The sequence below is a fragment of the Nonomuraea sp. NPDC005730 genome, from assembly GCF_040630865.1.
In the GTDB taxonomy this organism is placed as follows: domain Bacteria; phylum Actinomycetota; class Actinomycetes; order Streptosporangiales; family Streptosporangiaceae; genus Nonomuraea.
In genome coordinates this window covers 417120-439774 of sequence record NZ_JBEXYK010000001.1, presented here as the reverse complement: position 1 = coordinate 439774, position 22655 = coordinate 417120, and the positions used below count along the sequence as shown (strand labels likewise).

Here is a 22655-nt window from a genome sequence, read left to right as displayed (position 1 = left end):
CCCGGCAATATGCCGACTCCATGGGCGGTTTCAAGAAGTTCTTACTCCGAGGCAACATCGTCGAGCTGGCCGTCGCCGTCATCGTCGGGGCGACCTTCAGCGGGCTCGTCCAGGCGCTGGTCACCGATCTCATCACCCCGCTCATCGGCGCGGTGACCGGCGGCCGGCAGCCGAACTTCGCCGAGTACTCCTTCACGATCAACGGCAGCCGGTTCAAGTACGGCGACTTCCTCAACCACCTGCTGACCTTCCTGGTCATCGCGGCGGTCGTCTACTGGCTGGTCGTGGCCCCGATGACGCGGCTGATCCACCTGTTCGACCGGGACAAGGCCGCGACGACCAAGGAGTGCCCCGAGTGCCTGTCCGACATCCCGGCCGAGGCCAGTCGGTGTGCCCATTGCACGGTGGAGCTGGTGCCCCAGTCCGAGAAACCGCGCTGAACCGTACATCACGGACTCTTGACCCCAGTGGCGCACCGGCACGGTGGTCGTTCGGCAAGATGGACCGATGAGCGTTGAGTTGATGGTCTGGGACGAGCCCGTGCCGATCAGCAGGGATCAGGCCCGGGCCACGTATCTGGCGGTGAGGCGGAGCGATCCCGTCGAGGGGGACGTGCCCGACGTCGCCAAGGAGCTGCCCGGGGAGGTCACCCTGTACCCCGGGCACGTCCTGGTGACGATGGACCTGGACACGATGGACGAGAGCTCGGCCCAGGTGCTGACCACCGCCCGCGCGCACGGCCTGGTCTGCTACGACCCCCAGCGCGACCTGGTGCACAACGTGGCCCCGCTCGGCGTGTACGAGGGCATGCAGCTCCACACCGGCGACGGGATGGTCGTGCACGACCCCGACCTCGGGCTGGTCCACGACGTCCTGGCCACCCTGTCGCCGCAGAACCCGTTCGTCGCCCTGGTGAACTTCGGCCGGCATTTCCTCCAGGTCTCCCCCGGCTACGAGCTGGAGTACAAGGAGGGCACGATGGTCCGCACGGTGGTGCCCGAGCTGGCCGAGGTGCAGCAGGCGTTCCACGAGTACGCCACCGGCGAGCGCGGGTTCCTCACCCGCCACGCCTGGGCTCAGGCGTAGACCTGGGCGAACAGCTCAGGATCGACGTTCCCCCCGGACAGCACGGCCACCGTGCGCCCGGCGGGGACGCGGCCCGACAGCAGGGCGGCCGTGGTCGCCGCGCCGCTGGGCTCGGCCACCAGCCGGGCCGTGCGCGCGATGTGCCGCATCGCCGCCCGCAGCTCGTCCTCCGACACGGTGACGATGCCTTCGAGGTGTTCGCGCAGGTGGGCGAAGGTCAGCTCGGACACCCGGTTCACGCGCAGCCCGTCGGCGATGGTTCGGAACGTGCGCGTGGTCTCCCAGGCCACCACGTGCCCGGCCGCCAGGCTCTCGGCGGCGTCGGCGGCCAGCTCGGGCTCCACGCCGTACACGCGGACGTCGGGCCGCAGCGCCTTGACCGCCGCCGCGACGCCGGCGGCCAGCCCGCCGCCGCTGATCGGCACGAGCACCGCCTCGACGTCCGGCAGGTCCTCGACGATCTCCAGCCCGATCGTGCCCTGCCCGGCGATGATCGCGCGGTGGTCGTAGGGCGGCACCAGCGTCAGGCCGCGCTCGCCGGCCAGCCGCTCGGCCGTCACCTCGCGCTGGTCGGGCGGGACGATCACCAGCTCGGCGCCCCAGCCCTCGATCGCCGCCGCCTTGACCGCCGGGGTGCCCTCGGGCACGACGACCACGCACGGCACGCCGAACTCGGCCGCCGCGAACGCCAGCGCCTGGCCGTGGTTACCGGAGGAGTGCGTGACGACGCCGGAGGGACGCAGGGCGGCCAGCGCGTTGTAGGCGCCGCGGATCTTGAACGACCCGACCGGCTGGAGGCTCTCGGGCTTCAGCCACGCCTCGCCCATCCTCAGAAGCGGCGTGCGCACCGCGGTTCCGTTGATCCGCCCGGCCGCCGCGCGGATGTCGTCGATCGTCACCAGGTCCATACGGTCACTCTAGGCTCAGACCGGCACAATTCGGCGAGCTCCTGCTCCATGGCAGGATCGCGAGACATGAGAACTCTGTACCCGCCCATCGAACCCTACGAGTCCGGCCTGCTCGACGTGGGTGACGGCAACCAGATCTACTGGGAGGTCTGCGGCAACCCCGACGGAAAGCCGGCCGTCATGCTGCACGGCGGGCCGGGCGCCGGGTGCAGCGCCAACCACCGCCGGCAGTGGAACCCCGAGCTGTACCGCATCGTCCTGTTCGACCAGCGCAACTGCGGGCGCAGCCTGCCGCACGCCAGCACGCCGGGCACGTCGCTGGCCGCCAACACCACCTGGAACCTGGTGGCCGACATGGAACGGCTGCGCGAGCACCTGGGCATCGAGCGGTGGCAGGTGTTCGGCGGGTCGTGGGGCAGCGCGCTGTCGCTGGCCTACGCCCAGACGCACCCCGACCGTACGACCGAGCTGGTGCTGCGCGGGATCTTCACGCTGCGCCCGCACGAACTGCACTGGTTCTACCAGGAGGGCGCGAGCTACCTGTTCCCCGACCTGTGGGAGTCGTACCTGGCACCGATCCCCGTCGAGGAGCGCGGCGACCTGATGGCCGCCTACCGCGCCCGCCTCGAAGGTGACGACGACGCGGCCCGGCTCGCGGCGGCCAAGGCGTGGTCCCAGTGGGAGGGCGCGACGATCACGCTGCTGCCCGACCCGAGCCTGGTGGCGGAGTTCGGCGAGGACAAGATGGCGGTGTCGTTCGCCAGGATCGAGAACCACTACTTCCGCCACGGCGGCTGGTTCGAGCCCGAGCAGCTGATCAGGGACGTCGACCGCGTCCGGCACATCCCGGCCGTGATCATCCAGGGCCGCTACGACGCCTGCACGCCCATGGCCACCGCCTGGGACCTGCACAAGGCGTGGCCCGAGGCCGACTTCCAGGTGGTGCACGACGCCGGGCACGCGGCGACCGAGCCCGGCATCGTCGACCGGCTCATCGCGGCGACAGACGGCTTCGCGCGAGCCTGACCGCGGGGGTGACCGCGCCGACCAGCAGCAGCGCGAACAGCGGCGCGAGCACCAGGCCGAGCAGGAAGCCGCCGGCCACGTCGTGCGGGTAGTGCACGCCGACGAACACCCGGGAGAAGCCCATCAGGGCGGCCAGCGGCAGCACCACCCAGGCCAAGGCGCGCCAGACCAGGATGAGCGTGCCCGCCGCCCCGGCGGCGATCACGGTGTGGTTGCTGGGGAAGGACCAGTCCGTGGAGGGCGGGCAGGCCGCGATCGTGGCGATGCCGCCACGGCACGGCCGGTCCTCCCGGACCAGCAGCTTCACGCCCTCGCTCACGACGTACGCGCCCACCACCCCGGCCGGCCCGGCGATGGCGAGCGCGAGGTCGCGGGCGGGGGCCTGGCGCGCCCGCCACCAGCACGCGAGGAACAGCGCCGCGAAGATGAAAAGGCCGGCGTCCGTGCCGAACTCGGCGAGGGCGTGCAGCCACCCGGGCGTGGTCAGAGCGAAGTCGACGATGTCGCGGTACACAGGTGTCCAATCCGTGAACGGGTAGTGGACACGACCTTATGAACTTTGATCGTCAAATGCTTCGACCGAAAGGGCGATTCCGGTCCTTACCCAAGGTACTGGCGCACCAGCAGGGCGCGCCTCTGCTCCAGCTCGCCTTCGGTGATGAGGCCGCGGTCGAACGCCTCGGCGGTGGCGTCCCGCTCGGCCACGTAGTACGCGGCCATGATCTCGCTGCGCAGCGGGGTGAAGCCGCGCTCCACGCAGTCGGAGAAGACGGTGACCTTCTGCTCGACGATGCCGGCGGGGACGGTGCACGTCAGGTCGTGCGCCTTGAGGTGCTGAACCGCTTCACCTAGGGTGACCGGGCCGAGGGACCCGTTGAAACGGGTGTCAAGGGTGATCTTCACTGTTTTTACGCCTCCAATCGTTTCAAACGCATCGGCAGAGACCGCGTATTCCCAGTTCAGAGCGGGTAAGAGGGCAAACGTGATCGGAGAGCACGTGATCGTCGGCTACAGCAACGACCCCGGTGGGCGGGACGCCCTCGCGCTCGGGGCCGCCATCACCCGGCTGACCGGGGGCGAGCTCACGGTGGCGTCGATCTATCCGCCGGGCAGCCCTGGGCTGGCCGTCGAGGCCCAGGCCAACCTGGCCCACGCGGGTGAGGAGCTGGGCGTCGTCCCGGCCGAGTACATGGCGTTCGAGAGCCGGGGCACCGGCCGCGGGCTGGCGGTGCTGGCCAGCAGGATCAGGGCCGACCTGATCGTGGTCGGCTCGGCGAGCGGCGGCCAGTACGGCCGCATCGCCGTCGGCAGCACCGCCGACCACCTGCTGCACCTGTCGCCGGAGGCGGTGATGCTGGCACCCTCGGGCTACGTGCCGCCCGACGAGCCCGCCCGGCTCACCCTGGCCTACGTCCACCGGCCGCAGTGCGACGCGGCGGTCGAGCGGGTGGCCCAGGCGGCGCTCCGGCTCGACGTGCCCCTCCGGCTGATCACCCTCGACCTGCGCACCGAGGACCAGGGCAAGCTGCGCGACGACCTCGCCCTGGCCGTACGGCTGGCCTGGGAGAGCACCGGCATCGAGGCCGAGTCGGAGGTGGCCGAGGGCCACGACGTGCAGGCCGCGCTCAAGGACGTCGAGTGGCTGCCCGGCGAGCTGCTGGTCTGCGCCGCCGGCGAGGACGCCCAGCCCCACCGGGTGTTCCTGGGCGAGCTGGCGATGAAGGTGCTCAGGTCGTCCTCCTGCCCGGTCACCGTGCTGCCGCGGGGGTTCTCCTAAGCTTCTGGGCGTGCGTGTAGCCCGGATGATCGTCGTCGTGGTGCTGGCCTCGCTGGCCGGCGTCTACGTGGTGGCCGGCGCCTGGGGGGCGCTGCCGGTGCTGGCCGCGCAGTGCGCCTTCACGCTGCGGGTCAGGAAGGGGTGGCTGCTCGCCGTCCAGGGCGTGCTGGTCTACGCGGTGACGCTGGGGCAGGGCGCGTCCGTCGCGATCCTCGGCTTCCTCGCCGGGTCGCTGCTGGTGACGCGCTGGTGGGCGCTGGCGCCCGCGGTGGCCTTCAGCGGCGTCGTGATCCACCACTGGCGCTATGCCGGGGACGCGGTCTCCACGACGGACCTCGCGATCACCACGGTGCTGGTGTCGCTGGTCGTGTTCGGCCTCATCCGGCTGGTCGAGCGGGTGGCCGAGATGGAGGCCACCCGTCCCGCGCTGGCCGCGGCGGCGGTGGCCGAGGAGCGGCTGCGCATCGCCGCCGAGCTGAGCGACGGCCTCGGGCGCGGCCTGGCCACGATCGGAGCGGGCGCGCGGCGGGCGCTGGCCGCGCCGCGGGAGGCGGCCGAGACGCTCGGCGAGGTGGTCGCGACGGCGCGGCTGTCGCTGGCGGACGCGCGCGCCGCGGCGGCGAGCTACCGCGCGATGTCCCTGGCCCCCGAGCTGACCACGGCCCACGCCCTGCTGGAGGCGGCCGGCGTCGGCGTGCAGGTGCGCGCCGCCCACACCGAGCCGCTGGGCCCGGCGGGCGCGCTGCTCGCCTCGGTGCTGCGCGAGGCGGTCACGGACGTCGCCCGCCGCGGCACCGCCACGATGTGCGTGATCGAGACCTGGGAGGAGCCAGAACGGGCCCAGGTACACCTGCGCGTGGCCGACGACGGCCGCCGCACGGCCGAGGACGACGACGCCGGCGGGCTCGCCGACCCGGCGGGGCTCACGCGCCAGGTGGCGGCGGCGGGCGGCGCGCTCACCCGCGGCCTGTCCGGGCGGGGCCGGTACACGGTGGAGGCGGTGCTGCCCGCCACGCGCCCGCCCGCGGCGGCCCGACGCGAGCCGCCCGACGTCTCGGTGGTCCTGCTGGCCGCCGTGCTGGTCGGGTTCAGCGTCAAGGCGCTGCTGCAGATCCCGGCCGGCCTGCTGGCTCCCGCGGTCGCGGCGCTGGCCGTGATCGTCGTCATGCAGCTGCGCTCGGTCACCGGCCGCCACATGGTGGCGCTGGGGGTGATGGCGGCGCTCACCTTCGCCCCGATCCCGGTGTTCGGGCCGATCTGGCTGGGGGCGGCGGGCTTCCTCGCCGGTCCGGTGCTGCTCGCCTTCCGCCCGCGGACGGCCTGGCCCCTGACGGCCGCGATCCTGGCCGCGGTCTGGACCGTCGCCTCCCTGTACGAGCTGCCCGGCCGCGTCAACATCACGGTGAGCACGCTCACCACCGGCGTGGTGGTCTACAGCCTGCTCCGCCTGGCCCAGCTCGCCAAGGAACTGCACGCCGCCAGGGAGAGCCTGGCGCGTTCCGCCGTCGTCGAGGAGCGCCTGCGGGCCGCCCGCGACCTGCACGACCTGCTCGGCCACAGCCTGGCCGCCATCCTGCTCACCTGCGAGCTGGCCCGCCGCCTGCCCGACCCCGTCCGGGAGCTGGAGAACGTCGTCACCATGGCCGAGCACGCCCGGCACGACCTGCGCTCGGTCACCGGCGAGCAGCGCGAGCTGTCCTTCGCCGCCGAGGCCGAGTCGGCCAGGAAGGTGCTGGCGGCGGCCGGGGTCGAGGCCACCCTGCGGCTCGCGCACCCCGAGCTGCCGGCCGAGGTCGAGACCGTGCTCAGCGCCGTGCTGCGCGAGGCCGTGACGAACGTCCTGCGCCACAGCGCCGCGCGCGCCTGCGTGATCTCCACCTCCGCCGCCGGCGACGAGGTCGGGCTGCTCGTCCGCAACGACGGCGCGGCCACGGCGGTCCCCCGTCGCGGCTCGTCCGGGCTGGGCAACCTCACCACCCGCCTGGCCACGCTGGGCGGCCGGCTCACGACCGCCGCCGAGGACGGCTGGTTCCGGCTCGACGCGCGCGCTCCGCTAGATCCAGCCGGCCTCGGTGGCGATGCGCACGGCGTCGGTGCGGTTGCGCGCGTTCAGCTTGGCGACGATGGCCGTCAGGTAGTTGCGCACGGTCCCGGCGGTCAGGTGCAGCCGGCGGGCGATGTCGGGGGCCTCGGCGCCGCCCGCCACCAGCCGTAGCACGTCGGCCTCGCGCGGCGTGAGCGGGTTGTCGGCCAGGTCCCAGGCGGTGACCGCGAGGGACGGGTCGAGCACCCGGCCGCCCCGGGTGACCTGCCTGATCGCCGAGACCAGGTCCTCCGGCGGCGCCGTCTTCAGCAGGAAGCCGTCCACCTGGGCGGCCAGGGCCCGCTTGAGATGGCCGGGCTTGCCGTAGGCGGTGAGCATGAGCGTGCGGCACGAGGGCACCCTGGCCCGGATCTCCGCCGCGGCGGCCAGCCCGTCGAGGGTGCCGGGCATGTCGATGTCCAGCACGGCCACGTCCGGCCGGTGCGCGGCGGCGGAGGCCACGGCGGCGTCACCGGACTCGACCGCGGCCACGATCTCGAAGTCGGCCTCCAGGCCGAGCAGGGTCGCGAGCGCGTGCCTGATCACGGCCTGGTCCTCGGCCAGAAGTACGCGAATCACCGCACATGTCTATCAGTCCGCGCGCAGGACCCGGTCGTACAGGTCCAGGTAGCGGTCGGCCATCACGCCGGGCGAGAAGCGGCGCCTGGCCTCGCGGCGGCACTCCTCCGGATCGATCTCGTCCACCCGCTGGACGTACTCGGCCAGCTCCTCCTCGGTGTCGGCGAGGAAGCCGGTACGGCCGTGGTCGATGATCTCGGGCAGGCAGCCGCGGCGCAGGCCCACCGGCGGCACCCCGAGCGCCAGGGCCTCGACGACCGCCGTGCCGCCGGGCTCGTCCCACTGGATGGGGAAGAGCGCGGCGCGGGCCGAGGCGTACAGCTCGTCCCTTTCCTGGCCGCCGACCGCGCCTATCCACCTGACCAGGTCGCCGTCGAGGTAGCGGGACACCTGGTCGAGGTGGTAGCGCACGTCGGGATGGCTGTGCAGCGGGTGGTAGGGATCCTGCAGGACGACGTCCAGCTCGGCCTGGCTGTCCCGGCCGCAGACCGGGCCGGCCACGACCAGCGGCAGGCCCAGCTTCTGGCAGATCCGGGCGGCCACGTGCTGGCCCTTGAGCCCGCAGACCCGGCCCATGATCACCAGGTGCTCGCCGCGCTCGGCACGGACGTCCTGGCCGGCGAGCGGCGTGGCCAGGTAGACGGAGCCCAGCGAGGCGGCGCGCAGGGCCTCGGGGGCGCGGGCGAGCTGCGAGTCCGACACCCCGTTGACCGCGATCGAGCGCGGGAAGGCGCCGTAGAAGGCCGGGTGTTTGCGCAGGTCCCAGTGGAGGGTGTGGAGGACCGGCGGCCCGCCCAGCGCGGCCAGCACCGCCGGCCCGACGACCTCCACGTGGTCGTGGACGAGGTCGATGTCGTCGCGGGCGCGCAACTCGGCGGCCACCCGCGCCTGGTGCGCGTGCGCGATCCCCATGACCTGGTTGTACGGCTTCTGCAACTCCGCGAACTGGCCCTCGTCGTAGACGGCGATCAGCTCGTCGGCCTCCAGCGTGCTCGACGCCACGGAGGCCAGCACGACCTCGACGCCGCGTTCGCGCAGCGCGGGGACCAGGGTGGCGACCACGTTCTCGATGCCGCCGTAGCCGGGCGGCGGGACCGCCAGCCACGGTCCCGCGTTGATCAGCACCTTCACGCGACGTCCTCCTCCAGCATGAGCGAGGCGAGCGGCGGCCGTTCCGCCACTCCCACGTCCACCAGGCCGGCCCGCCCGTCGAGGCCGAACTGCAGCAGTGTGTGAGCCGGGGATTCCGAGGACACCACGCGGCCCTGGCGTTCCAGCCGGGACCACGCGGTGAGCATGATCTGCCCGGACATCCGGCCGAGCGCGTTCACGGACTGGTGGCCGTGCGTGCGGGAGCCCAGGTCCACCTGGGCCATCGCGTCCAGTCCCACCAGTTGGAGGAGGTCGACGAGGAGGCCGAGCTCCACGCCGTACTCGGTGACGAAGGGCACCTGTTCCAGCACTTCGCGCCGGGCGGCGTACTCGCCGCCGAGGGGTTGGCGAAAGCCCGCCAGCTCCGGCCAGAACAGGTTGAGCAGGGGTCTGGCCACCAGCTCGGTGACCCGGCCGCCCGCGCCACGCCGGGGCACGCCGTCCTCGCCCGTGAAGGGCCGTTCGTACGCCGCCTTGACGAAATGGGTGCCCGAGTTCACCAGCAGCGGACCGACCAGCCCGGACACGAAGTGCGAGCCGAAGTTGAGCAGGTCCGAGTCGACGAACGCGACGATGTCGCCATGGGAGGCGGCCAGGCCCTTCCACAGCGCCTCCCCCTTGCCCGACATGCGTGGCAGGTGGGGCAGCACCTCGTTCTGCGCCACGACGCGCGCGCCCGCCGCGCGTGCCCGTTCCGCCGTGGCGTCGGTGGAGTTGGAGTCGACGACGAGGATCTCGTCGACGAGTGGCGCCTGCTCCACCAGTTCACGTCTGATCACGGTGACGATGTCCCCGACCGTGCGTTCTTCGTCGCGCGCCGGCAGGACGACGCTCACCGTTGTGTTGCCCTTGGCCGCGATTAAGGCATCCACCGGCCATTCGGCAGCCGTACTGGAATGCGGGCCACACCACTCCTGGGCCCTGGCCAAGGCACGCACATCTGTCTCCATGCAGTCAGCCCCATCTCATAGGGGCACGACCCCTGCCCGATCTATGCGCCTTTGAACATCGTTGTTTGTTAACCCCTAGACGTGGCATATGTCGGGTTGTGTCCCCAATTACCCGTGTCGGCATCATTGGTGCCGGAAATGTCGCCGCTCGCCACGCAGATGTCCTGTCCGGCTTCCCCGACGTGACGATCGCCGGGGTGGCCGACACCGATCTCCACAAGGCTGAGGCGTTGGCCTCCGCGCACGGCGCCCCCGCCTACGGCGACCATGCCGGCCTGCTGGAGGCCGGCGGTCTCGACGCTGTCTACGTCTGTGTGCCTCCTTTCGCGCACGGTAACCCCGAATACGACGTCTTGTCGTGTAATCTCCCGATTTTTGTGGAAAAACCCCTTTCTCTCGATCTCAAAACCGCAGAAAACATCGCGGCCGAAATCGACCGGCGCGGGCTGCCGTCCGCCGTCGGCCACCACTGGCGCTACCTCGACATCGTCGACCGGGCCAGGGAACGGCTCGACGGCCGTCCCGTCCAGCTCGCGCTCGGGCACTGGCTGGACAAGGTCCCGCCGGTCGGCTGGTGGCTGAGGGCGAGCATGTCCGGCGGCCAGATCCTGGAGCAGGCGGTCCACGTCCTGGACCTGGCCAGGCTGCTGGTGGGCGAGGTGTCGATGGTGCACGCCGTACCGGCCGGGAACGCGGTGGACGGCGAGATCGACCGGGCCACCTCGGCCGTGATGAGCTTCGCGGGCGGCGCGACCGGCCTGCTGGCCACCTCCTGCCTGCTGCGCCGCAAGCACCGGGTGGGGCTGGAGGTGTGCGCCGACGGCATCGCGCTGGAGCTCAGCGAGACCCGGCTGCTCGTGGACGGCGAGGAGGCCGTCGAGGACGGCGGCCACGCCAAGACCCTCGTGGACCGCGCGTTCATCGACGCGGTGCGCGGGAAGGACGCCGACGTGCGCGCGCCGTACGGCGAAGCCCTGCGAACCCACCGCCTGGCGATCGCGCTGGCGCGCTCCGCGGCGGAACGGAGGCCGGTGATGCTGGATGACTGAGACGACGAGCACGACACTGAGCATCGAGGCGCCCGGCGAGGTGTGCCTGGTCGAGGAGAAGCTGGCCGGCCCGCCCGACGGCGGGTTCATGGTCGCCACCACGCACAGCGGCGTCTCGGCGGGCACCGAGCTGACCTACCTCAAGGGCGCCAACCCCTACCTCACCTCGGCCTGGGACCCGGCGCTCGGGCTGTTCCTGCCGGGCACGCCGTCGGTGGCGTACCCGGTGCGCGGCATCGGCTACATGCAGGTGGGCGTGGTCGCCGAGACCCGCACGCGGGCCGTGGCCGAGGGCGCGCAGGTCGCCATGGCCTACGGTCACCGCACGGCGTACGTGGCCGACCCGATGACCGACCGGTTCGTCGTGCTGCCCGGCGACCTCGACCCGCTGCTCGGCATCTACGTCGCCCACATGGGCCCGATCTGCGCCAACGGCCTGCTGCACGCGGCCGCCGACCTGCACGGCCCGGCCGTCCAGCACCTGGGCGACGGCGTGCGCGGGCGCCGGGTCGCGGTGGTCGGGGCGGGCGTGGTGGGGCTGCTGACCGCGTCCTTCGCCCTGTCCTGCGGGGCCGCCGAGGTGGTGGTCGTGGACGAGACCCGGGCCAGGCTCGCGGTGGCCGAGGCGATCGGCGCGCAGGTCCTGGCCGCCCCCGACGACGACCCGGCGGTGACGCTGAAGCGCCGCTGGCGGCACGCCCCGGGCGACCGCGGCGCGGACCTGGTCTTCCAGTGCCGCGGTCAACCGCGGGCGCTGGCCCTGGGGCTGCGGCTGCTGCGCCCGCAGGGCACGCTGATCGACCTCGCGTTCTACACCCAGGGCGCCGACGAGGTGCGGCTGGGCGAGGAGTTCCACCACAACGGGCTGGCACTGCGCTGCGCCCAGATCGGCCGGGTGCCGCGCGGCCTCGCGCACGCCTGGGACCGGGAACGCCTCTCGCACGAGACGATCGGCCTGCTCAGGGAGCGCGGGAGGCTGCTACGCGAGCACGTGATCACCGACGTCGTCGGCTTCGGGGAGGCTCCCGAACTTCTGACCGATCTCGCGGCCCGACGGCGGCAGGCCGTCCAGGCCGTGCTCAGCCACGACGTCGAGGATGAGGGCCGCTGACCAACTGAAGTCCCGGCAGCCGTGGCCGCGCAGCGTGAACGGGTTGAAGTACTCGCGGAAGCCGGAGTGGGCGACGGCGTGGATCATGCCCTCGGCGAGCAGGTCGGCCAGGTCGGGACGGCGGTCCCGGAGCCCCTGCCAGACCAGCCAGGTCAGGTTGATCCAGCTCGGCCCGCGCCAGTAGCGGGCCGGGTCGAACTCGGCCGTGGCCGGGGCGTGGCTGGGCAGCACGCCGTCCTTGAGGGAGAACCTGTCGAGGGCCGTGCCGATCAGCGCCTCGGCGATCTCCAGTGGCAGCCCGGGAAGCATGAGCGGCACCAGGCCGGCGGCGCTGCCCGAGCGGATCAGCCGGCCGGTGCGCAGGTCGCGCGGGCGGAAGTGGCCGTCCTGGTAGAGGTGGTCGACCATGGCGGCGGTGACGGCGGCGGCCTCGCGCCGGTGGGGCTCGGGGTCGTGGCCGCACACCTCGGCGATCTCGGCGAGCGCCGACTCGGCCACACCGTACGCGGCGTTGAACAGCGGGTCCTCGATCTCGAACGAGCCGGCCCGCTGGTAGCCGCTGTCGCGGTAGGCGCCGGCGAGGGCGACGTACCGCTCGTAGTCGCGGTCGGTGGGGCGCTCGTCGGCGCTGACGGTGTTGAGGTCTCTGCGGACGAAGCCCGTCGCGTCGGCCTCGACGGCCCGCAGGGGAAGGTCCCAGGCCGGGCTGTTGTCCATGCCCGACTCCCACGGGTGGACGATCGAGATCAGGCCCTCGGGCGAGCGGCGGGAGGCGCGCAGGAACTCCTGCTGGGCGACGAGCTTGGGGTAGATCCTGGCCAGGAACGCCGGGTCGGGCTCGGCCTGGTGCACCTTCCAGGCGGCCAGCGCGTGCACGGGCGGCTGCACGATGCCGGAGGTCGCCGAGCCGGACGGCGCGCGGGCGCCCCAGAACTGGGGGCCGGGGAAGTAGGCGCCCTCGGGCACGACGGGGTTGAACACGATGTGCGGCACCCGGCCGTCGGCCCACTGGGCGCCGAACAACGACAGCAGCTCGGACCTGGCCCGCCGCGGCGACCAGCGGGCGTTGCCGATCGCGATGAAGGCGGAGTCCCAGCTCCACTGGTGGGGGTACAGACGACGGGAGGGAACCGTGTAGCTGCCGTCCCAGTTGGCGACGAGCACGCGTACGGCGTCGCGAAGGATCATAGGAATTTCCTGATGAAGGCCGCCGTCTGCGGGAGCACGATCTCGGGCTCGCCCCGCAGCCGGCATTCGAGGGCGAGGTAGCCGTCGAAGCCGACGGCGTCGAGCGTGGCGAGCTGCGCGCCCCAGTCGAGGTGACCGGTGCCGGGCTGGTTCCTGTTGGACTCGCTGATCTGCATGTGCGCGATGTACGGGGCCGCCTCCGCCAGGGCCCGGCAGGGGTCGTCCTCCTCGATGTTCATGTGGTAGGTGTCGCCGACGATCCTGATCGAGTCCATCGAGCAGTACGAGACCGCGTCGGCCAGGGTGTTGACCATGTGGTTCTCGTACCGGTTGAGCGGTTCGAGCATGATCAGCACGCCGTTGCGCTGGGCGTGCTCGCCGAGGATGCCGAGCGCCTCGGCCAGCACCTCGCGGTCCTCCTCGGCGGTGCGCGGCGGCTCGAACGGCGGCAGCCTGAGCGAGAACTGGCCCCACGAGGCCGGGGTCATGACGCCGATGCCGCCCAGCTCGGCGATCACCGTGAGCTGCGACCTGAGCTGCTGGATGGCGTCCTTGCGCCGGGCCGGGTCGAAGTCACCGATGAAGTGCGGCATCTCGACGCACACCGTCGGCATCACGACGCCGTCGGCCAGCGCCCGCTTGAGCTCGGTCAGCCGACCGGCGAAGTGGAAGTCGCCCTTCCCCCTCAGCTCGATCGCGTCGAACCCGGCCTCCACCGCGAACGCGAACTTCTCCTGCAGGCTGCGGCCGGGCAGAAGCTGCTCCTGGGCGGCGAGCTTCATCGTGACTCCTCGAAGGTGAAGACGAGCTGGAGCACCTCGGACTGGTGCTTGTCGATCAGGTCGAACGCCTCGGCCGCCCTCTCGACCGGCACGAGGTGGGTGACGAGGTCGCCGACCTCGACCTCGCCCCGGTGCACGAGCTCCATGAACGTGCGCTGGAGGCGTTCGACGTCCCAGCGGTGGGCCAGCCAGGAGGCGACGCCGCCGATCTGGGAGGAGACGAGCTGCACCTGGTTGTGGTGGAACTCCTCGCCCAGCCGCAGCCCGATGCCGTCGCCCTGGTAGAAGCCGGCCGCCACGACCCGGCCGCCCTTGCGCACGCTCCTGATGGCCTCCTGCAGGCCCAGGTGGTTGCCGCTGAGCTCGATCGCGGTGTCGGCGCCCTCGATGCGCTTGCGCAGGAACTCGGCGACCGAGCCCGACCGCACGTCGAACGTCTCGGCGGCGCCGAACTTCCTGGCGAGTTCGAGCCGGTCGGGGATGGCGTCGGCGGCCACCACCCGGGCGCCGCTGAGCACCGCCATGCGGGTGGCGAGCAGGCCGATGACGCCCTGGCCGAAGATCGCGACCTGGTCGCCCAGGTGCACGTCGGCGGCGTGGACGGCGTTGAGCGCGATGGCGCCGACCCGGGCGAAGACGCCCGCGACGGGGTCGGCCCCCGGCGGCAGGATGTGGCCGGCCAGCCTCTCGGCGGGGACGACCGCCTCGGCGCGGTGGCCCCAGATGCCCCACACGAGGCTGCCGACGGGCGGCTCGGCGACGTCGGGGGCCGCCTCCACCACCTCGCCGACCTCCTGGTAGCCCCAGCCGGACAGGGGGTAGGCGTGCGTCTGGCCTTCGAGGAAGAGCCGGCGCTCGGTGTCCCACTTACGGGTGAGGTAGGGATTGGTGCCGCGATATGCGGTCAGCTCGGTGCCCGCGGAGACCCCGGAATAAAGGGTCCGCACCCGGACGGAGCCCGGCACGAGTTCGGCGGGCGACTCCAGGCTGACGCTGACACGGCCTGGCTCTTGGAAGGTGATGACGCGCATACCCCACACTTACGCTTTTTGATCAAACAAAAGTCAGAGATTTAGTGTTTGTTTGCACACCATAGTTGCGCTCGAAACACTCGTAAGTCTACGACTTCCGTCGATCGCGGCCGATGGAATCCAGGTTTCCGGGCGGGCGCGTTCTGGAAAGAGACCTTACCGACATGTCACACCCCGTCTGTCCACCTGATCCGGAAGCGCCAGAAGTGCTTGTCCGGGCAGCATCCGGATGACCGAAATGACATCAGACCAGATCGTTTCGAGGCGGGCGTCCGTGATCGGTTCTGGGGAAGATTTGCCGGAACGCCGACCAACCTTTTAACCGACGGCCCTGATGACGTGCGGCGGCGGCACGGCGAGGGTACGGACCGGTCTCGTTCTCTCGCCTACGCCAGGTGCCTGCCCCATTTCTACGGGTAAGTGCGGCATATCCCCAACCAGAGGAGCGTGCCATGCCGAACAGGGTCACCGCCGTCCTCTCCGTCGCACTGCTGACCTCGGCCGCCCTCACGGCCTGCGGCGACGGCGGCGAGCAGCAGTCCGGCGCGAACCAGATCACCGTCTGGACCGAGGAGAACCTCGGCGACCGGATGGCCGTGGAGAACCAGATCATCGCCGAGTTCACCAGGAAGACCGGGATCAAGGTGAAGCTGGTCGGCGTCGGGGAGGACCAGTTCAGCCAGACCGTGACGGCCGCCGCCGCCGCGGACGACCTCCCCGACGTCATCGGCGCGCTGCCGCTGGCCTCCGTCCGCGAGCTGGAGGCCAACGACCTGCTGGACACCGAGACGCCGGGCCGGATCGTGGACGGGCTCGGCAAGGACTCCTTCTCGCCGCGCGCGCTCGAACTGGACTCCTCGGGCGGCAGGCTGCTGGCCGTGCCCAGCGACGGGTGGGCGCAGCTCCTGCTCTACCGCAAGGACCTGTTCGACAAGGCCGGGCTGGCGCCGCCGGACACCTACGAGGCGCTGGAGGCGGCGGCGGCGAAGCTGAACGCGGGTGGGGTGGCGGGCATCACGCTGGCGATCGCGCCCAAGGACTCCTTCACCGCGCAGAGCTTCGAGCACGTGGCGCTGGCGAACGGCTGCCAACTAGTCGACAATTCCGGAAATATCACGCTAGACAGCCCACAGTGCGTGAAAGCCTTCGACTTCTACGCGAAACTGGCGAAGAACTACTCAGTCAAGGGCAAACAGGACGTCGACTCCACCCGGGCCACGTACTTCTCCGGGAAGGCGGCCATGATGATCTGGTCGTCGTTCATCCTCGACGAGCTGGCGGGGCTGCGTAAGGACGCGCTGCCGAGCTGCGCCGAGTGCCGCGGCGACCCCGAGTGGCTGGCGAAGAACACCGGCGTGGTCACGGCGCTGAAGGGCCCCGGCGCGAGCGCGCCCGCCCAGTACGGCGAGATCGTCTCCTGGGCGGTGCTGCGCGGCGCCGCCACCGATCCGGCCGCCAAGTTCGTCACGTACATGATGGACGAGGGCTACGAGCGCTGGATCGGGATGGCGCCCGAGGGCAAGTTCCCCACCCGCAAGGGCTTCGAGGACAAGTGGAAGAAGCTGCCCGCGGGCGTGGACACCAAGAAGCCGCTGTCGGAGGTCTACCCGGCCGACGTGCTCGACGCGCTGCGCCGCAGCCCCGACACCTTCGCCCGCTGGGGCATCCCGCAGGGCCAGGGCAAGCTGGTCGGCGCCACGATGGGCGAGCTGCCCGTCCCCAAGGCCCTGAGCCAGGTGGCCGACGGCTCGCTGACCCCGCAGGCCGCCGCCGCCCAGGCCAAGAAGGACGTGGAGACCATCAAGCGCGGGATCCGGCAATGAGCGCACCCCGCACCCTGCGGCAGCGGGAAGGGCGGGCCGGGCTGGCGTTGATCTCGCCCACGCTGGTCATCACGCTGGTCGTGGTGGTGCTGCCGCTGCTGTGGGCGATCATGCTGGCCTTCCAGGACGTGCGGCTGATCAACATCCGCCGGGCCGGCGTCTTCGGGCACTACACGCTGGAGAACTTCACGTACGTGATCTCCGAGCCGGGCTTCTGGGCGTCGCTGCTCAACACCCTGGTCTACACGGTGGCCGGCACGGCGTTGTCGATCGCGATCGGCCTGGTGACCGCGCTCGCCCTGCGCGACAGGTTCCCCGGCCGCACCTTGGTCAGGGCCTCGATCCTGATCCCGTACGTGGCGCCGGTGGTGGCCGTGGCCTTCCTGTGGGAGACCATGCTGAACCCCCAGTACGGCATCGTGAACACCTGGCTGAAGGAGCCGATCGCCTTCCTCACCCAGGCCCAGGGCGACCTCCTGGGGCTGAAGGTGCCGGTCGCGCTGTTCACCGTGATCGCGTTCGAGGCGTGGCGGTACTTCCCGTTCGCGTTCCTGTTCATCCTGGCCCGGCTGCAGGCGCTGCCGGCCGAGCTGGAGGAGGCCGCGGTGGTGGACGGCGCCACCCCCACCCAGCGCTTCCGGCACGTGATCATGCCGCAGCTCTGGCGCATCGTGGCGCTGCTGGCGGTGCTGCGGTTCGTGTTCACCTTCACCAAGTTCGACGACGTCTACCTGCTGACCGGCGGCGGCGCCGGCACCGAGGTGGTCAGCGTGCGCGTCTACAACTTCCTGACCGCCCGTGACGACATCGGCGCCTCGGCCGCGCAGGCGATCGTGCTGGCCGTCGTCCTCGTCGTCCTGCTGGCCGTGTATCTGCGCTTCTTCTCGGGAGGCGATCGTGAGCAGGGATAGGTTCGAGCGCGCGCTGTTCGCGGCGCTCCGGCCCGTGGTCATCGTCTTCCTCTTCGCCGTCACCGGGCTGCCGTTCCTGTACATGGTGACGCTGTCCGTACGGGACATCCAGGAGCTCATCCTGGAGCCCGGCTCGGTGTGGCCGCGGCACTTCACCCTGGACACGTACGTGAACGTGCTGACCACGCAGGGGTTCCTCACGTTCATCAGGAACAGCGCGGTCGTCGCGGTCGCCTCGGTGGCCGCCACGCTGCTGATCTCGATCCCGGGCGCCTACGCCGTCGCGCGGCTGCGCTTCTTCGGCCGGCGGCAGGTGCACTTCCTGTTCCTCGCCGTCTACCTGTTCCCGGCGATCGTGCTGGCCATCCCCCTGTTCGTGCTGTTCACCATGCTGGGCCTCAGGGGATCTCTGGTCGGACTGATCCTGGTTTATATCGCGCAGACCGTGCCCGTCACGGTATACATGCTGCGCAACTACTTCGAGACCGTGCCGCAGAGCGTGGAGGAGGCGGCCGCGATCGACGGCTGCTCGCGGCTGTCGACCATCTGGCGGGTGGTGCTGCCACTGTCCAAGCCCGCGCTCATGGCAACCGGCCTCTACGCGTTCATGATCGCGTGGAACGAGTTCCTGTTCGCCCTGCTGTTCCTCGTGGAGCGGCGGGAGAGCTGGACGGTCTCCCTGGGGCTCTCGCAGCTGGCGGGGAGCATAGAGATCCCCACGACGGTGCTGATGGCAGGATCCGTGGTGCTGACGCTGCCCATCGTGATCGTGTTCTTCGCCAGCGAACGGCTGCTGACGGAGGGCCTCACGGCAGGAGCGGAGAAGGGATAGACATGCTGACGGCAGGGCAGGTCCTCCAGCTCATCCGCGATGGCTCCTGCCGTACCCGCAAGGACCTGATCGAGTTCACCGGCCTGTCCCGGTCGACCGTCACCGACCGGGTCGACCGGCTCATCGCCGCCGGCTACCTGCACGAGTCCGGCGTCGGCGCCTCGGGCGGCGGCCGGCCGCCCTCGGTGCTCGACGTCGACGCCGCCAGGCGGCTGATCCTCGTGGCCGACCTGGGCGCCACTCACGCCAGGGTGGCGCTCACCGACCTCGCCGCCCGTCCGATGGCCGAGGAACGCGCCGAGATGCGCATCGACCGCGGGCCCGAGCCCGTGCTGACGTGGGTGCGCGAGGCGTTCCAGCGCCTGCTGGACAGGACCGGGCGGCCGGCGGGCGACGTGTGCGGCATCGGGCTCGACCTGCCCGGCTCGGTCGACCACACCGACGGGCGGGTGATCAGGTCGTTCCTGATGCCGGGCTGGGACGACCACCCGATCAGGGAGGCCGTCGGGCGCACGTACGACGTGCCCATCCTGGTGGAGAACGACGCCAACGCGATGGCCCTCGGCGAGTGGTGGTCGTCCTGGCGGGAGACCGACTCGCTGGTCCTGGTCAAGGTGTCCACCGGCATCGGCACCGGCATCGTCCTCGACGGGCAGATCTACCGGGGCGTCGAGGAGGCCGCGGGCAACATCGGGCACGTCCGCATCCGGGAGACCGACGACCGGGTGTGCACCTGCGGCTCCCGCGGCTGCGTGGCCTCCCTGGCCAGCGGGCACGCGCTCGCGGCCGACCTCGGCCGGGAGACCAGCCGCGACGTCGTGCGCCTGGTGCAGGCCGGCGACCCGGCGGCGATCGCGCGCGTCCAGGAGGCGGGCCGCACGCTGGGCGTGGTGCTGGCCACCGCGGTCAGCCTGCTCAACCCCGGCGTGCTGGTGCTGGCCGGGGACATGGCCCGGACGCAGGAGCACTACCTGACCGGGATCAGGGAGATCGTCTACCGGCGCAGCCTGCCGTACACGACGCGCAACCTGGAGATCGTCACCAGCAGGCTCGGCGACCGGGCCGGGATCGTGGGCATGGCGGTGATCGTGATGGAGCACGTGCTCTCCCCCGCGGCCGTGGACGGCGCGCTGGCCGCCGTCGGCTGATCAGGCCAGCGCGCGTGGCAGGGCGGTGGCGGCCTCGGTGAGCGAGGGTCCGTACCAGGTCAGCAGGCGGCCGCTGACCAGCGCGCAGGCCAGGCCGGGGAACGCCTCGGGGCCGTCGTCCGCGCTGAAGGCGTACGGCTCGTCGGGCAGCACGACCAGGTCGGGGCGGTTGCCGGTCAGATCGGGCAGGGGGATCTTCGGGTAGCGGTCGGGGTGGGCGGCGTACAGGTTGTCCACGCCGAGGTGCCGCAGCACGTCGCCGGTGAAGGTGTCGCGGCCCACGACCATCCAGGGGCGGCGCCAGATCGGGACGATCGCGGTGCGGCGCGGGCCGGGCGCGGGGGCTCCCCACGCCTGGCGGGCGGCCGTCAGCCAGGCCGGGCGGTCGGTACGGCAGGCGTGCGCGAACATGCGCTCCAGCGAGGCGAACGCCTGCTCCAGCGTCTCGATCCTGGTCACCCACACCGCCACGCCCGCCTCGCGCAGGGCCTCGACGTCGGGCGCGCGGTTCTCCTCGGCGTTGGCCAGGACGACGTCCGGGCGCAGGCGCAGGACGGCGTCGAGGTCGGGGTTCTTGGTGCCCCTGACCCGGGCCACGTCCAGATCGGCCGGATGCGTGCACCAGTCCGTCGCGCCGACCAGCGCCTCAGGGACGGTCGCCGCCACGGACTCGGTCAGCGACGGCACCAGCGACACGATCCGCCGGACGGTCTGGGGTACCTCCACAGGGATCCCTGTGTCATCGTGGACCACGGCACCACCTTAGGTTGCGTTTTCCGGAAATATGCGTAGCACCACTCTTATGTCGGTATAGATCCGTAGAATCCCGGTAAAGATCGTTAAAACTCTGTGATCGGGGGCTCGACGGTTGGAGCACGAGGCATCGGATTTCGATCCGAACACGCCGAACGTGGCACGGCTCTACGACTACTACCTCGGCGGCAAGGATCACTTCCCGGTCGACCGAGAGGCGGCCGAGCGCATCCTCACGGTGGCGCCCGAGGTACGGGCGGCGGCGCGGGCCAACCGCGCCTTCCTCGGCCGCGCCGTACGCCACCTCGCCGAGTCCGGGATCAGGCAGTTCCTCGACATCGGCACGGGGCTGCCGACCCAGGGGAACGTGCACGAGGTGGCCGCCAAGGTCGCCCCGGGCTCCCGCGTCGTCTACGTCGACCGTGACCCCGTGGTGCTGGTGCACGCCAGGGCGCTGCTCACCGGCCACGGCGAGGAAACCACGGTGGTCGAGGGCGACCTGCGCAACCCGGGCGACATCCTGCGCGACCCCGAGGTGCTGCGGACCATCGACTTCAGCCGGCCGGTCGCCGTGCTGCTGGTGGCGATCATGCACTTCATCGAGGAGTCCGACGATCCCGAGGGCATTCTCAAGACCCTGCGTGAGGTCATGGCGCCGGGTAGTTACCTGGTCATGTCCCACGGCACCAGCGACGCCCGTCCCGACGCGGTCAGCACGGGCACCGAGGTCTACCGCAACGCCACCGCGCGGCTGGCGCTGCGCAGCCGGGCCAGGATCAGGGAGCTGTTCGAGGGGTTCGAGCTGGTGGAGCCCGGTCTGGTGTGGCTGCCCGAGTGGCATCCCGACCAGGCGGACACGATCGACTTCATGGACCGCCCCGAGTCGTCGCTCATCGTCTGCGGCGTGGCCAGGAAGCTCTAGGACGCACCCATGGACCTCGGCCTCGCCGTCCCGCAGTACGGCAGGTTCGCCGCGCTGAGCAGCGTGACGCGGGTGGCCCGCGAGGCCGAGGCGATGGGGTTCGCCGGCCTGTGGGCGGGCGACCGGCTGCTGACGCCGCTGCGGCCCAAGGATCGCTATCCCGGGGGCGACGGCAGCGTGCCGGAGGCCCATCGGGTGTTCCTCGACCCGTTCGCGGTGCTGGCGGTGGCCGCGTCCGTGACCTCCTCGGCACGGCTGGGCACCAGCGCGCTCAACGCCTGCTGGTACCCCCCGCCGGTGCTGGCCCGCTCGCTCACCACGATCGACCACCTGAGCGGCGGCCGGCTGGCGGCGGGCCTCGGCCTCGGCTGGTCCTCCGACGAGTACGCCGCCGTGGGCGTGCCCTGGAAGGGCCGGGCCGAACGCTACGAGGCCACCCTCGACGCACTGGAGGCGATCTGGGGCGCGGACCCCGTGACGTTCGAGCACGAGCTGTGGACGATCGCGCCCAGTCACGTCGACCCCAAGCCGGCCCGCCGCCCGCCGCTGCTGCTGGCCGGGTTCGCCCCGGACGCGCTGCGCAGGATCGGGCGCAGGGGCGACGGCTGGCTGACGGCCGCGCTGCCCCTCCCCGTGCTCCTGTCGATGTGGGAGACGGTCGGGGAAAGCGCCGAGCGGGCCGGACGCGACCCCGATGCCCTGCGCATGATCCTGCGCTCCAACCCGCTGATCACCCGCGACGGCACCCCGCCGCGGAGCGGCACGGTCGCCGAGATCGCGGCGTACCTGTCGCAGGCGGCGGAGGCCGGGGTCCACGAGGTCATCCTGGACCTCCAGCACACCGCCGACGACGACGACCATTTGCTGGAGCTGGCCGCCGAGTTCCGTGAGCGCCTCGGCGCCGCTTGAGCGCGGGTTACTTGAGCGCGGACAGCGCGCCCTCGTAGTCGGGCTCCTGGGTGATCTCGGGCACCAGCTCGGAGTAGACCACGTTGTCGTCGGCGTCGAGCACGACGACCGCGCGCGCGGCCAGGCCGGCCAGCGGGCCCGACTCCTGGGCCACGCCGTAGTCGGCGAGGAACTCACGCCCGCGCATGAGCGACAGCATGGTCACCTTGTCCAGGCCCTCGGCGCCGCAGAACCGGTTCTGGGCGAAGGGCAGGTCGGCCGAGACGCAGAGCACGACCGCGTCGGGGTGCTCGGACGCGACCTGGTTGAAGCGGCGCACGGAGGCCGCGCAGACGCCGGTGTCGACGCTCGGGAAGATGTTGAGCACCTTGGTCTTGCCGGCGAAGTCGGCCAGCGTGCGGTCGGACAGGTCGGTGCCGACCAGCTTGAAGGCGGGCGCGGCGTCGCCGGGCTTCGGGAAGGCGCCGCCCACGGTGATCGGGTTGCCCTTGAAAGTGACGTCGGACATGAAAGCCTCCTGATAGCGATGTTCCCCGACCAGCGATCCTAGCGGCGCGATCTGCCCCACGCCGTAGCGGCTCGGGGCGGCACGGGAGCGACCCGCAAGCGGCGCACGGGCGGCACGGCGACGGCCC

At 71.5% G+C, this 22655-nt stretch carries 22 protein-coding genes and 1 pseudogene; 13 read left to right on the top strand and 10 right to left on the bottom strand.

The annotated features are described in order from the left end of the window. Positions 1-20: 20 nt before the first annotated feature. Together mscL and ABZ444_RS02055 are read left to right on the top strand one after the other, a co-directional pair. Positions 21-440 (top strand): large conductance mechanosensitive channel protein MscL, encoded by a 420-nt coding sequence (mscL, locus tag ABZ444_RS02060; protein WP_357991356.1) that lies wholly within the window; start codon positions 21-23, stop codon positions 438-440. 67 nt (positions 441-507) lie between these two features. Next, positions 508-1086, top strand: a complete 579-nt coding sequence (locus tag ABZ444_RS02055; protein WP_357991353.1) for a hypothetical protein — start codon at positions 508-510, stop codon at positions 1084-1086. On the opposite strand, the gene ABZ444_RS02050 is transcribed toward ABZ444_RS02055, so the two are convergent. Beyond that, positions 1077-1994: a threonine/serine dehydratase gene (locus ABZ444_RS02050; RefSeq protein ID WP_357991350.1), complete on the bottom strand. Its 918-nt coding sequence runs from the start codon at positions 1992-1994 to the stop codon at positions 1077-1079. The genes ABZ444_RS02055 and ABZ444_RS02050 overlap by 10 nt on opposite strands. A gap of 66 nt (positions 1995-2060) precedes the next feature. On the opposite strand from ABZ444_RS02050, the gene pip reads away from it, so the two are divergent. Further along, on the top strand, positions 2061-3020 hold the full coding sequence (gene pip / locus ABZ444_RS02045) for a prolyl aminopeptidase (protein ID WP_357991347.1): 960 nt from the start codon (positions 2061-2063) through the stop codon (positions 3018-3020). Here the strand turns inward: pip and ABZ444_RS02040 are convergent. Both ABZ444_RS02040 and ABZ444_RS02035 read right to left on the bottom strand, forming a co-directional pair. Next, complete coding sequence (locus ABZ444_RS02040) at positions 2986-3534, bottom strand: phosphatase PAP2 family protein (protein WP_357991345.1); 549 nt, start codon at positions 3532-3534, stop codon at positions 2986-2988. The two genes, pip and ABZ444_RS02040, sit on opposite strands and share 35 nt — an antisense overlap. 86 nt (positions 3535-3620) lie before the next feature. Continuing rightward, positions 3621-3923 (bottom strand): hypothetical protein, encoded by a 303-nt coding sequence (locus ABZ444_RS02035; RefSeq protein ID WP_357991342.1) that lies wholly within the window; start codon positions 3921-3923, stop codon positions 3621-3623. A 79-nt stretch (positions 3924-4002) separates the two neighbouring features. On the opposite strand from ABZ444_RS02035, the gene ABZ444_RS02030 reads away from it, so the two are divergent. Continuing rightward, entirely contained in the window at positions 4003-4797 is a 795-nt protein-coding gene (locus ABZ444_RS02030) for a universal stress protein (protein WP_357991339.1), read from the top strand. A gap of 25 nt (positions 4798-4822) precedes the next feature. Further along, a pseudogene (locus tag ABZ444_RS02025) lies at positions 4823-6475 on the top strand (histidine kinase); the annotation flags it as partial. A 375-nt stretch (positions 6476-6850) separates the two neighbouring features. On the opposite strand, the gene ABZ444_RS02020 reads toward ABZ444_RS02025, so the two are convergent. Genes ABZ444_RS02020 through ABZ444_RS02010 form a run of 3 tightly spaced genes read right to left on the bottom strand, consistent with a single transcriptional unit; the run spans position 6851 to position 9561 of the window. Further along, positions 6851-7459, bottom strand: a complete 609-nt coding sequence (locus ABZ444_RS02020) for a response regulator transcription factor (RefSeq protein WP_357991336.1) — start codon at positions 7457-7459, stop codon at positions 6851-6853. A 12-nt stretch (positions 7460-7471) separates the two neighbouring features. Beyond that, on the bottom strand, positions 7472-8590 hold the full coding sequence (locus ABZ444_RS02015) for a glycosyltransferase (RefSeq protein WP_357991334.1): 1119 nt from the start codon (positions 8588-8590) through the stop codon (positions 7472-7474). After that, a complete protein-coding gene (locus ABZ444_RS02010; RefSeq protein ID WP_357991331.1) occupies positions 8587-9561 on the bottom strand; it encodes a glucosyl-3-phosphoglycerate synthase in 975 nt (324 codons plus the stop codon). The genes ABZ444_RS02015 and ABZ444_RS02010 overlap by 4 nt, the downstream gene beginning before the upstream one ends. Before the next feature lie 98 nt (positions 9562-9659). Here ABZ444_RS02010 and ABZ444_RS02005 point away from each other — a divergent pair, with 98 nt between their 5' ends. Continuing rightward, positions 9660-10610, top strand: a complete 951-nt coding sequence (locus tag ABZ444_RS02005; RefSeq protein ID WP_357991328.1) for a Gfo/Idh/MocA family oxidoreductase — start codon at positions 9660-9662, stop codon at positions 10608-10610. Continuing rightward, a complete protein-coding gene (locus tag ABZ444_RS02000; RefSeq protein ID WP_357991324.1) occupies positions 10603-11721 on the top strand; it encodes a zinc-binding dehydrogenase in 1119 nt (372 codons plus the stop codon). Before ABZ444_RS02005 ends, ABZ444_RS02000 begins: the two co-directional genes overlap by 8 nt. 1184 nt (positions 11722-12905) lie before the next feature. Here ABZ444_RS02000 and ABZ444_RS01995 read toward each other — a convergent pair. Both ABZ444_RS01995 and ABZ444_RS01990 read right to left on the bottom strand, forming a co-directional pair. Further along, positions 12906-13691, bottom strand: a complete 786-nt coding sequence (locus tag ABZ444_RS01995; RefSeq protein ID WP_357991321.1) for a sugar phosphate isomerase/epimerase family protein — start codon at positions 13689-13691, stop codon at positions 12906-12908. Then, a complete protein-coding gene (locus tag ABZ444_RS01990) occupies positions 13688-14722 on the bottom strand; it encodes a zinc-binding dehydrogenase (RefSeq protein ID WP_357991318.1) in 1035 nt (344 codons plus the stop codon). The genes ABZ444_RS01995 and ABZ444_RS01990 overlap by 4 nt, the downstream gene beginning before the upstream one ends. A gap of 452 nt (positions 14723-15174) precedes the next feature. On the opposite strand from ABZ444_RS01990, the gene ABZ444_RS01985 reads away from it, so the two are divergent. The 4 genes from ABZ444_RS01985 to ABZ444_RS01970 are packed head-to-tail and all read left to right on the top strand — an operon-like array spanning position 15175 to position 19436. Further along, on the top strand, positions 15175-16545 hold the full coding sequence (locus tag ABZ444_RS01985) for an extracellular solute-binding protein (protein WP_357991315.1): 1371 nt from the start codon (positions 15175-15177) through the stop codon (positions 16543-16545). Continuing rightward, positions 16542-17456, top strand: coding sequence for a sugar ABC transporter permease (locus ABZ444_RS01980; protein WP_357991312.1), 915 nt, complete (start codon positions 16542-16544; stop codon positions 17454-17456). Before ABZ444_RS01985 ends, ABZ444_RS01980 begins: the two co-directional genes overlap by 4 nt. Further along, positions 17443-18288, top strand: coding sequence for a carbohydrate ABC transporter permease (locus tag ABZ444_RS01975; RefSeq protein WP_352349881.1), 846 nt, complete (start codon positions 17443-17445; stop codon positions 18286-18288). The genes ABZ444_RS01980 and ABZ444_RS01975 overlap by 14 nt, the downstream gene beginning before the upstream one ends. Before the next feature lie 2 nt (positions 18289-18290). Further along, positions 18291-19436, top strand: a complete 1146-nt coding sequence (locus ABZ444_RS01970; RefSeq protein WP_357991310.1) for an ROK family transcriptional regulator — start codon at positions 18291-18293, stop codon at positions 19434-19436. On the opposite strand, the gene ABZ444_RS01965 is transcribed toward ABZ444_RS01970, so the two are convergent. Then, positions 19437-20162, bottom strand: a complete 726-nt coding sequence (locus tag ABZ444_RS01965; protein ID WP_357991307.1) for a helical backbone metal receptor — start codon at positions 20160-20162, stop codon at positions 19437-19439. Positions 20163-20304: 142 nt separating this feature from the next. Here ABZ444_RS01965 and ABZ444_RS01960 point away from each other — a divergent pair, with 142 nt between their 5' ends. Both ABZ444_RS01960 and ABZ444_RS01955 read left to right on the top strand, forming a co-directional pair. Next, complete coding sequence (locus ABZ444_RS01960; protein WP_357991304.1) at positions 20305-21111, top strand: SAM-dependent methyltransferase; 807 nt, start codon at positions 20305-20307, stop codon at positions 21109-21111. Positions 21112-21120: 9 nt separating this feature from the next. Continuing rightward, positions 21121-22020, top strand: coding sequence for a TIGR03619 family F420-dependent LLM class oxidoreductase (locus ABZ444_RS01955; protein ID WP_357991301.1), 900 nt, complete (start codon positions 21121-21123; stop codon positions 22018-22020). 7 nt (positions 22021-22027) lie between these two features. Here ABZ444_RS01955 and tpx read toward each other — a convergent pair whose 3' ends face one another. Next, complete coding sequence (gene tpx, locus ABZ444_RS01950) at positions 22028-22528, bottom strand: thiol peroxidase (RefSeq protein WP_357970994.1); 501 nt, start codon at positions 22526-22528, stop codon at positions 22028-22030. Positions 22529-22655 lie beyond the last annotated feature (127 nt).

Bases quoted from the DNA above. Each gene is read 5' to 3' on its own strand.
- tpx (WP_357970994.1), bottom strand. From the start codon at position 22,528: ATGTCCGACGTCACTTTCAAGGGCAACCCGATCACCGTGGGCGGCGCC.
- ABZ444_RS01970 (WP_357991310.1), top strand. From the start codon at position 18,291: ATGCTGACGGCAGGGCAGGTCCTCCAGCTCATCCGCGATGGCTCCTGC.
- mscL (WP_357991356.1), top strand. From the start codon at position 21: ATGGGCGGTTTCAAGAAGTTCTTACTCCGAGGCAACATCGTCGAGCTG.
- ABZ444_RS01985 (WP_357991315.1), top strand. From the start codon at position 15,175: ATGCCGAACAGGGTCACCGCCGTCCTCTCCGTCGCACTGCTGACCTCG.
- ABZ444_RS02050 (WP_357991350.1), bottom strand. From the start codon at position 1,994: ATGGACCTGGTGACGATCGACGACATCCGCGCGGCGGCCGGGCGGATC.
- ABZ444_RS01980 (WP_357991312.1), top strand. From the start codon at position 16,542: ATGAGCGCACCCCGCACCCTGCGGCAGCGGGAAGGGCGGGCCGGGCTG.
- ABZ444_RS01995 (WP_357991321.1), bottom strand. From the start codon at position 13,691: ATGAAGCTCGCCGCCCAGGAGCAGCTTCTGCCCGGCCGCAGCCTGCAG.
- ABZ444_RS01955 (WP_357991301.1), top strand. From the start codon at position 21,121: ATGGACCTCGGCCTCGCCGTCCCGCAGTACGGCAGGTTCGCCGCGCTG.
- ABZ444_RS02010 (WP_357991331.1), bottom strand. From the start codon at position 9,561: ATGGAGACAGATGTGCGTGCCTTGGCCAGGGCCCAGGAGTGGTGTGGC.
- pip (WP_357991347.1), top strand. From the start codon at position 2,061: ATGAGAACTCTGTACCCGCCCATCGAACCCTACGAGTCCGGCCTGCTC.
- ABZ444_RS02000 (WP_357991324.1), top strand. From the start codon at position 10,603: ATGACTGAGACGACGAGCACGACACTGAGCATCGAGGCGCCCGGCGAG.
- ABZ444_RS02055 (WP_357991353.1), top strand. From the start codon at position 508: ATGAGCGTTGAGTTGATGGTCTGGGACGAGCCCGTGCCGATCAGCAGG.
- ABZ444_RS01990 (WP_357991318.1), bottom strand. From the start codon at position 14,722: ATGCGCGTCATCACCTTCCAAGAGCCAGGCCGTGTCAGCGTCAGCCTG.